The organism is Kitasatospora sp. NPDC007106, assembly GCF_040634455.1.
GTDB lineage: Bacteria > Actinomycetota > Actinomycetes > Streptomycetales > Streptomycetaceae > Kitasatospora > Kitasatospora arboriphila.
The window spans coordinates 1-6,843 of record NZ_JBEYFP010000306.1 but is presented as its reverse complement, the minus strand read 5'-3'; the positions used below and the strand labels follow the sequence as shown (position 1 = coordinate 6,843).

5 protein-coding genes are annotated in these 6,843 nt (G+C 71.4%); 2 read left to right on the top strand and 3 right to left on the bottom strand.

Features of this window, described 5'->3' with window-relative positions:
- Positions 1–15 precede the first annotated feature (15 nt).
- The gene (secA, locus tag ABZ641_RS21615; RefSeq protein ID WP_344623397.1) at positions 16–2,769 is read right to left on the bottom strand and encodes a preprotein translocase subunit SecA; all 2,754 of its coding nucleotides are present in this window, start codon (positions 2,767–2,769) and stop codon (positions 16–18) included.
- Positions 2,770–3,035: 266 nt separating this feature from the next.
- Between secA and ABZ641_RS21610 the strand changes: the two genes are divergently transcribed.
- On the top strand, positions 3,036–4,181 hold the full coding sequence (locus ABZ641_RS21610) for a crosslink repair DNA glycosylase YcaQ family protein (protein WP_344623396.1): 1,146 nt from the start codon (positions 3,036–3,038) through the stop codon (positions 4,179–4,181).
- Positions 4,182–4,197: 16 nt separating this feature from the next.
- Here the strand turns inward: ABZ641_RS21610 and ABZ641_RS21605 are convergent, their stop codons facing one another.
- Both ABZ641_RS21605 and raiA read right to left on the bottom strand, forming a co-directional pair.
- Complete coding sequence (locus ABZ641_RS21605) at positions 4,198–4,935, bottom strand: response regulator transcription factor (protein ID WP_344623458.1); 738 nt, start codon at positions 4,933–4,935, stop codon at positions 4,198–4,200.
- A 175-nt stretch (positions 4,936–5,110) separates the two neighbouring features.
- Positions 5,111–5,797: a ribosome-associated translation inhibitor RaiA gene (gene raiA / locus ABZ641_RS21600; protein ID WP_344623395.1), complete on the bottom strand. Its 687-nt coding sequence runs from the start codon at positions 5,795–5,797 to the stop codon at positions 5,111–5,113.
- A gap of 429 nt (positions 5,798–6,226) precedes the next feature.
- On the opposite strand from raiA, the gene ABZ641_RS21595 reads away from it, so the two are divergent.
- On the top strand, positions 6,227–6,843 hold a 617-nt coding region (locus tag ABZ641_RS21595), incomplete at its 3' end, for a double zinc ribbon domain-containing protein (protein ID WP_359984019.1).

The window sequence follows — 6,843 nt, the reverse complement described above, 5'->3', positions numbered from 1 at the left end:
CGGTCTCGCTGCGGTTCAGCCCTTGCGGCGCCGGCCGCGGCCGGCGGCCTTGGCGGCGCGGCGGCGCTCGGCGCGGGTCATCCCGTCGCCCTCGTCGGCCCCGGCGTCGTCGAAGTCGCCCTCGATGACGGTCTCGTCGCCGTCGACGGTCGGCGCGGTGTAGTGCAGCCGCTGGCGGGCCGGGGCCTCCAGGCCCTTGGCCTTGATCTCCGGGCGGGCGTCGGTCTTCTCCAGGACGACGGCGTCCTCGGCGACCGGGACCTCCTCGACCTGCTGCTCGACCTGGACCTCCAGGTTGAACAGGTAGCCGACGGACTCCTCCTTGATGCCCTCCATCATGGCGGAGAACATGTCGTAGCCCTCGCGCTGGTACTCGACCAGCGGGTCGCGCTGGGCGTAGGCGCGCAGCGCGATGCCCTCCTGGAGGTAGTCCATCTCGTAGAGGTGCTCGCGCCAGCGGCGGTCCAGCACGGACAGCACCACGCGGCGCTCCAGCTCGCGCATGATCTGCTCGCCGAGCTGGTCCTCGCGGCGGCCGTAGGCGGCCTGGATGTCCTCCTGGATCGACTGGGTGAGGAACTCGGGGGTCAGCCCGGCGGTGCCGCCGGCCTCCTCCTCCAGCTCCTCCAGGTCGAGGCCGACCGGGTACAGCTGCTTGAGGGCCGTCCAGAGCTTCTCGAGGTCCCAGTCGTCCTCGAAGCCCTCGCCGGTGGCGGCGGTGACGTACGCCTCCACGGTGTCGTCCATGAAGTGGCCGACCTGCTCCTGCAGGTCCTCGCCCTCCAGGACGCGGCGGCGCTCGCCGTAGATGACCTCGCGCTGGCGGTTGAGGACCTCGTCGTACTTGAGGACGTTCTTGCGGATCTCGAAGTTCTGCTGCTCGACCTGGGTCTGCGCGGAGGCGATGGCGCGGGTGACCATCTTCGACTCGATCGGCACGTCCTCGGGCACGTTCGCCATCGACAGGACGCGCTCGACCATGCCGGCCTTGAACAGGCGCATCAGGTCGTCGCCGAGCGACAGGTAGAAGCGGGACTCGCCCGGGTCGCCCTGGCGGCCGGAGCGGCCGCGCAGCTGGTTGTCGATCCGGCGGGACTCGTGGCGCTCGGTGCCCAGCACGTACAGGCCGCCGAGCTCCTGGACCTCCTCCTGCTCGGCCTTGACGGCCTCCTTGGCCTTGTCCAGGGCGCTCGGGAAGGCGGCCTCGTACTCCTCCGGGGTGTCCTCCGGGGTGATGCCGCGCTGGGCGAGGTCGGCGGCGGCCAGGTGCTCGGCGTTGCCGCCGAGCATGATGTCGGTGCCGCGGCCGGCCATGTTGGTGGCGACGGTGACGGCGCCCTTGCGGCCGGCCTGCGCGACGATCTGCGCCTCGCGCTCGTGGTGCTTGGCGTTCAGCACCTCGTGCGGGATGCCGCGCTTGCGCAGCTCCTGGGAGAGGTACTCGGACTTCTCGACCGAGACGGTGCCGACCAGGACGGGCTGGCCCTTCTCGTGCTTCTCGGCGATGTCCTCGACCACCGCGGCGAACTTCGCCGGCTCCGACTTGTAGATCAGGTCGGGCTGGTCGATGCGGCGCGGCGTCTTGTTGGTGGGGATCGGCACCACGCCGAGCTTGTAGATCTGGTGGAACTCGGCGGCCTCGGTGGTGCCGGTACCGGTCATGCCGGAGAGCTTGTCGTAGAGGCGGAAGAAGTTCTGCAGGGTGATGGTGGCCAGCGTCTGGTTCTCGTTCTGGACCTCCACCCCCTCCTTGGCCTCGATCGCCTGGTGCATGCCCTCGTTGTAGCGGCGGCCGGCCAGGATGCGGCCGGTGTGCTCGTCGACGATCATGACCTCGCCGTTGATGACGACGTAGTCCTTGTCGACCTTGTAGAGCTCCTTGGCCTTGATGGCGTTGTTGAGGAAGCCGACCAGCGGGGTGTTCACCGACTCGTAGAGGTTGTCGATGCCGAGGTAGTCCTCGACCCGGCCGACGCCCTCCTCCAGGATGCCGACGGTGCGCTTCTTCTCGTCGACCTCGTAGTCGCGGTCGCGCTTGAGGCGCTGCACCAGCTTGGCGAAGTCGTTGTACCACTTGGTGGCCTGGTCGGCCGGGCCGGAGATGATCAGCGGGGTGCGGGCCTCGTCGATCAGGATCGAGTCGACCTCGTCGACGATCGCGAAGTTGTGGCCGCGCTGGACGAGCTCGTCCTGCGCCCAGGCCATGTTGTCGCGGAGGTAGTCGAAGCCGAACTCGTTGTTGGTGCCGTACGTGATGTCCATCCCGTACTGGCGCTTGCGCTCGGCCGGCGACATGTTCGCCAGGATCACGCCGACCTCGAGGCCGAGGAAGCGGTGCACCCGGCCCATCCACTCCGAGTCGCGCTCGGCGAGGTAGTCGTTGACGGTGATCAGGTGGACGCCCTTGCCGGTGAGCGCGTTGAGGTACGCGGGCAGGGTGCCGACGAGGGTCTTGCCCTCGCCGGTGCGCATCTCGGCGACGAAGCCGAAGTGCAGCGCGGCGCCGCCCATGATCTGCACGTCGTAGTGGCGCTGGCCGAGCACGCGCTTGGCCGCCTCGCGGACGGTCGCGAAGGCCTCGGGCATGATGTCGTCCAGGCTCTCGCCCTCGGCGATGCGGGCCTTGTACTCGTCGGTCAGCGCACGCAGCTCGTCGTCGGTGAGGTTGACGAAGTCCTCTTCGATCGAGTTGACCTGGGCGGCAATCCGCTGCAGCTTGCGAAGGATCTTTCCTTCGCCTGCGCGCAGGATCTTGTCGAAGACGGACACGTGAGCGGGCTCCTTGCCTGGATCGGCTCTGGACGACAGTCGGCGAGACCTACCCCACCGTACGGGCCATCGTATGCGAGGAGGACAAGCCGCCGGGAGGTCCGTCAGCACGGTATTCCTGTGTCACCCGCAGGGGCAAAGCGCTGTGAAGCACCGGGCCCGGGGCAAATCGGTCACCGCGTCTCCTCACCACGACAACCTCCGGCGGGCCCGGCGGGTTCCCGGCGCCCGTCCGGTTGTCGGTGGCAGGGCCTACGCTGCCCGGCATGACCGTTGTGCTCTCCGCCGACCAGGCCCGCCGGATCGCCCTTCGCGCCCAGGGGCTGCTGGGCGCCCCGGACCGCCGCGCCGGGGTGCGCGGGGTGCTGCGGCACCTGGGCGCCGTCCAGCTGGACACCATCTCGGTGCTGGCCAGGTCGCACGAGCTGGTCCCCTACGCCCGGCTCGGCGCGGTGGGGCGCCCCGCGGTGGAGGGCGCCTACTGGGGCTCGGAGACGACCTTCGAGTACTGGTCCCACGCGGCCTGCATCCTGCCGATGGAGGAGTGGCCGCTGTTCGCCTTCCGCCGCCGCGCCTACCGGGCGCGCGGCAACCTCTGGGGCCACCCGGTCTCCCCGGAGACGTACCGGTCGGTGCTGGACCGGCTGCGCGCCGAGGGGCCGCTGACCTCGACGGGCCTGGGCGGCGCGAAGCGCACCGCGGAGTGGTGGGACTGGTCCGACACCAAGATCGCGGTGGAGCGGGCGCTCGCCTTCGGCGACGTGGTGTGCACCGAGCGGCGCGGCTGGAAGCGGGTCTACGAGGCGGCCGAGCGGGCCGTCCCGGCGGAGCTCTTCGAGACGGACCTCTCCGACGAGGAGTGCCTGCGGCGGCTGGTCGCGCAGGCGGGCACCGCGCTCGGGGTGGCCACCCGGGCGGACCTGATGGACCACCACCGCCTCAAGGGCGCCCAGGTCGACGCGGCGCTGGAGGCGTCCGGGCTGGTGCCGGTGCAGGTCGAGGGCTGGCCGGCGGCGGCCTGGGCCGATCCGGCGGCGCTGGCCTCCGAGCCGCGCGGGCGGCACCGCACCACGCTGCTGTCGCCGTTCGACTCGCTGATCTGGGACCGCGCCCGCACCGAGCGGATCTTCGGCATGTCGCACCGACTGGAGGCGTACACGCCCAAGCACAAGCGGGTGCACGGCTACTTCGCGATGCCGCTGCTGGCCGGCGGCCGGCTGGTCGGCCGGGTGGACCCGGCGCGCGAGGGCCGCACCCTGGTGGCCCGTCAGGTCTCCCTGGCGGGGCCCGCGTACGTGGCGCCGCTCGCCGAGGCGCTGCGCGAGGCGGCGTCCTGGGTGGGCTGCGACACCGTCCGGGTGGAGCTGCTGGCGGACGAGCGGATGCGCCCGGCCCTGGAGGCGCTGCTGTGAGGCCGGCGGCCGGCGGTCAGCCTATTTCGAGGATCTTCTCGCGCATCGCGTAGACCACGGCCTCCATCCGGGAGTGCAGCTGCAGCTTCTCCAGGATGTTGCGGACGTGGTTCTTCACGGTGTTCTCGCTGATGAACAGCTCCTTGGCGATCTCCCGGTTGTTCATCCCGGTCGCCACCAGCTTGAGCACCTCCAGCTCCCGGTCGGTGAGCCGCGGGGCGGGCACCAACTCCCGGTCGTCGGAACGGCGTTGGATCATCGACTTGAACTCGGTGAGCAGCTTGGCCGCCATCGAGGGGCTGATCTGCGACTGGCCGTCGGCGACCGCGCGGATCGCGGTGGCCACCTCGTCGGTGGAGATCTCCTTGAGCAGGTAGCCGGTGGCGCCCGCCTTGATCGCCTCGTAGAGGTCGGCCTCCTCGTCGCTGATCGTCAGCATGATGATCTTGGCGCTGGGCACCACGTCCTTGATCGCGGTGCAGGCCTCGATGCCGCTACGGCGGGGCATCCGGACGTCCATCAGGATGATGTCCGGCAGCAGGTCGGCGGCCTTGAGTACGGCCTCCGCACCGTCCCCCGCCTCGCCGATGACCCGGATGTCCTCCTCCTCGGCCAGCACGATCTCCAGGCCGCGGCGGAACAGCGCGTGGTCGTCGACCACCAGTACCCGGATCGGTTCGGCGCGGTGCCCTCCGTAGCCCGGCGGGCCGTCGGCCCCGCCGTCCGCGCCCGGACCGTGTGCACCACGGCCGATGGGCTCGCCCATCCGCTCCTCCCCCCGGTCGCCGGTCGATGTCGGCTCCATCATTCCATGACCGCAGGGGCGTTGATCACCCTCCGACACCGGACCGCCCAGCTGGGTGACCCCGGCGGCGCGGGCCGCCGGGGTCACCGGTCGATCGATCTGTCGTACGGCCGACGGGACGGGATCAGTCCTCGTCGAGCGCGTTGATCGCGCCGCCGGCGCCACCGCCGATCGCCGTCGCGTCCTCCTTCAGGTGGATGACGCCGTAGTGGTAGCCGTGCCGGCGGTACACCACGCTCGGCAGGCCGCTGTCCTTCTCCACGAACAGGAAGAAGTCGTGGCCGACGAGTTCCATCTCGTACAGCGCCTGGTCCAGCGACATCGGTGCTGCAGGGTGCGTCTTCTCGCGGACGACGAGCGGTCCGTCGCCCTCCACCTCCAGCGATCCCATCATGGTCTTGCGGGCCGACCCGTTGACCGGGCCCTCGGTCTGCTCCGTCGCGGGCAGGTTGGCCAGCGCGGCCGTCGCGGCGGCGACGCTGACGGGGGTGCGGCCGTTGCCGCCCTTGTGCACCCGGCGGCGGTCCGCGGACTTGCGCAGCTGCGCGTCGAGCTTCGCCGAAGCCAGGTCGAGCGCCGCGTACGGGTCGCTCGCGGCGGCCTCGGCCCGGATCACCGGTCCCCGGGTACGGAGCGTGATCTCCACCCGCTCGGACCGGTCCGCCTGACGCGGGTTGTGCTCCTTGGACACCTCGACGTCGAGGCTGATCACCTTGCCGTCGAACTTCTGGACCTTCTCCAGCTTCTCGGCCACGTGCTCGCGGAACCTCTTGGGCACCTCGGTCTTGCGGCCCTTGACGACGATGTCCACGCAGAACTCCGATCCCTTGTGCTGTTGCCGATCCGGAACGCACCCGGATCGGGCTGAGACCCAGCCGGACCAGCAGGTCCACCACCAGCCCCCCACCTCCGCCGGGAGCGGCGAACCCGACCGGCCCTCACCTCACTTCCTCCCCACCAGGAGCGCTTGAAACCCCCTGTGTGCCTTATGGAACACCTCGCTCGGGGTTTCCGCCTCCCCAGTCGAACACCATGGCGACACCGGGCTGGCCGTACAGCTGTCACCCTCTGTTTACCTTCCATGGAGTGAAACAGGGGTTAACGGCTGGACAACACGCACCGGGCCGCCCACCGTATGGCCCAGTACCCGACCCGGCAAGAGTCCGTACGGCACTCCGCACCGGGCCGAATGTCCCGTTCGTGCACGTCGTCCGTGCCCCGCGCGCCCCGGGAGGCGCCCGTGACGCCGCCGTTCACCGCAGGCCTCCTCGGCACCGGTCTGCTCGACCTGCTGCTGCCCACCCGGTGCGCGGGCTGCGGCGGCACCGGGGGTCAGCTCTGTCCGGCCTGCCGGGCGGAGCTGACCTGCACCGGCGCCGGGCCGGTGGAGCGCCGGCCGGGCCCGGAGGGCCTGCCGCCGCTGTACGCCGCCGCCCCGTACGCCGGGCCGGTGCGGCATCTGCTGATCGCCCACAAGGAGCGCGGCGCCCTGCGGCTCGCCCGGCCGCTCGGAGCGGCGCTCGCCGCTGCCGTGCGCTCCGCGGCCGAGGCGGGCGCCCCGGGTGCGCCCGGCGCACTGCTGCTGGTACCGGTGCCCTCCGCGCGCCGCGCGGTCCGTGCCCGCGGGCACGACCCGATGCTGCGGCTCGCCCGCGCGGCCGCCCGCGAGCTGAGCCGGTCGGGCAGGCCGGCCCTGGCCGCGGCGGCGCTGCGGCACGTCCGGCCGGTGGCGGACCAGGCGGGGCTGTCCGCGGCCGAGCGCCACCGCAACCTGCACGGGGCGCTGGCGGTGCCGCCGCGCCGGGCCGCGCTGCTGTCCGGTCGGCGGCTGGTGCTGGTCACCAGATCGTCGACCAG

Coding starts and splice junctions, on each gene's coding strand:
- ABZ641_RS21610 (WP_344623396.1), top strand. CDS start 3,036: ATGACCGTTGTGCTCTCCGCCGACCAGGCCCGCCGGATCGCCCTTCGC.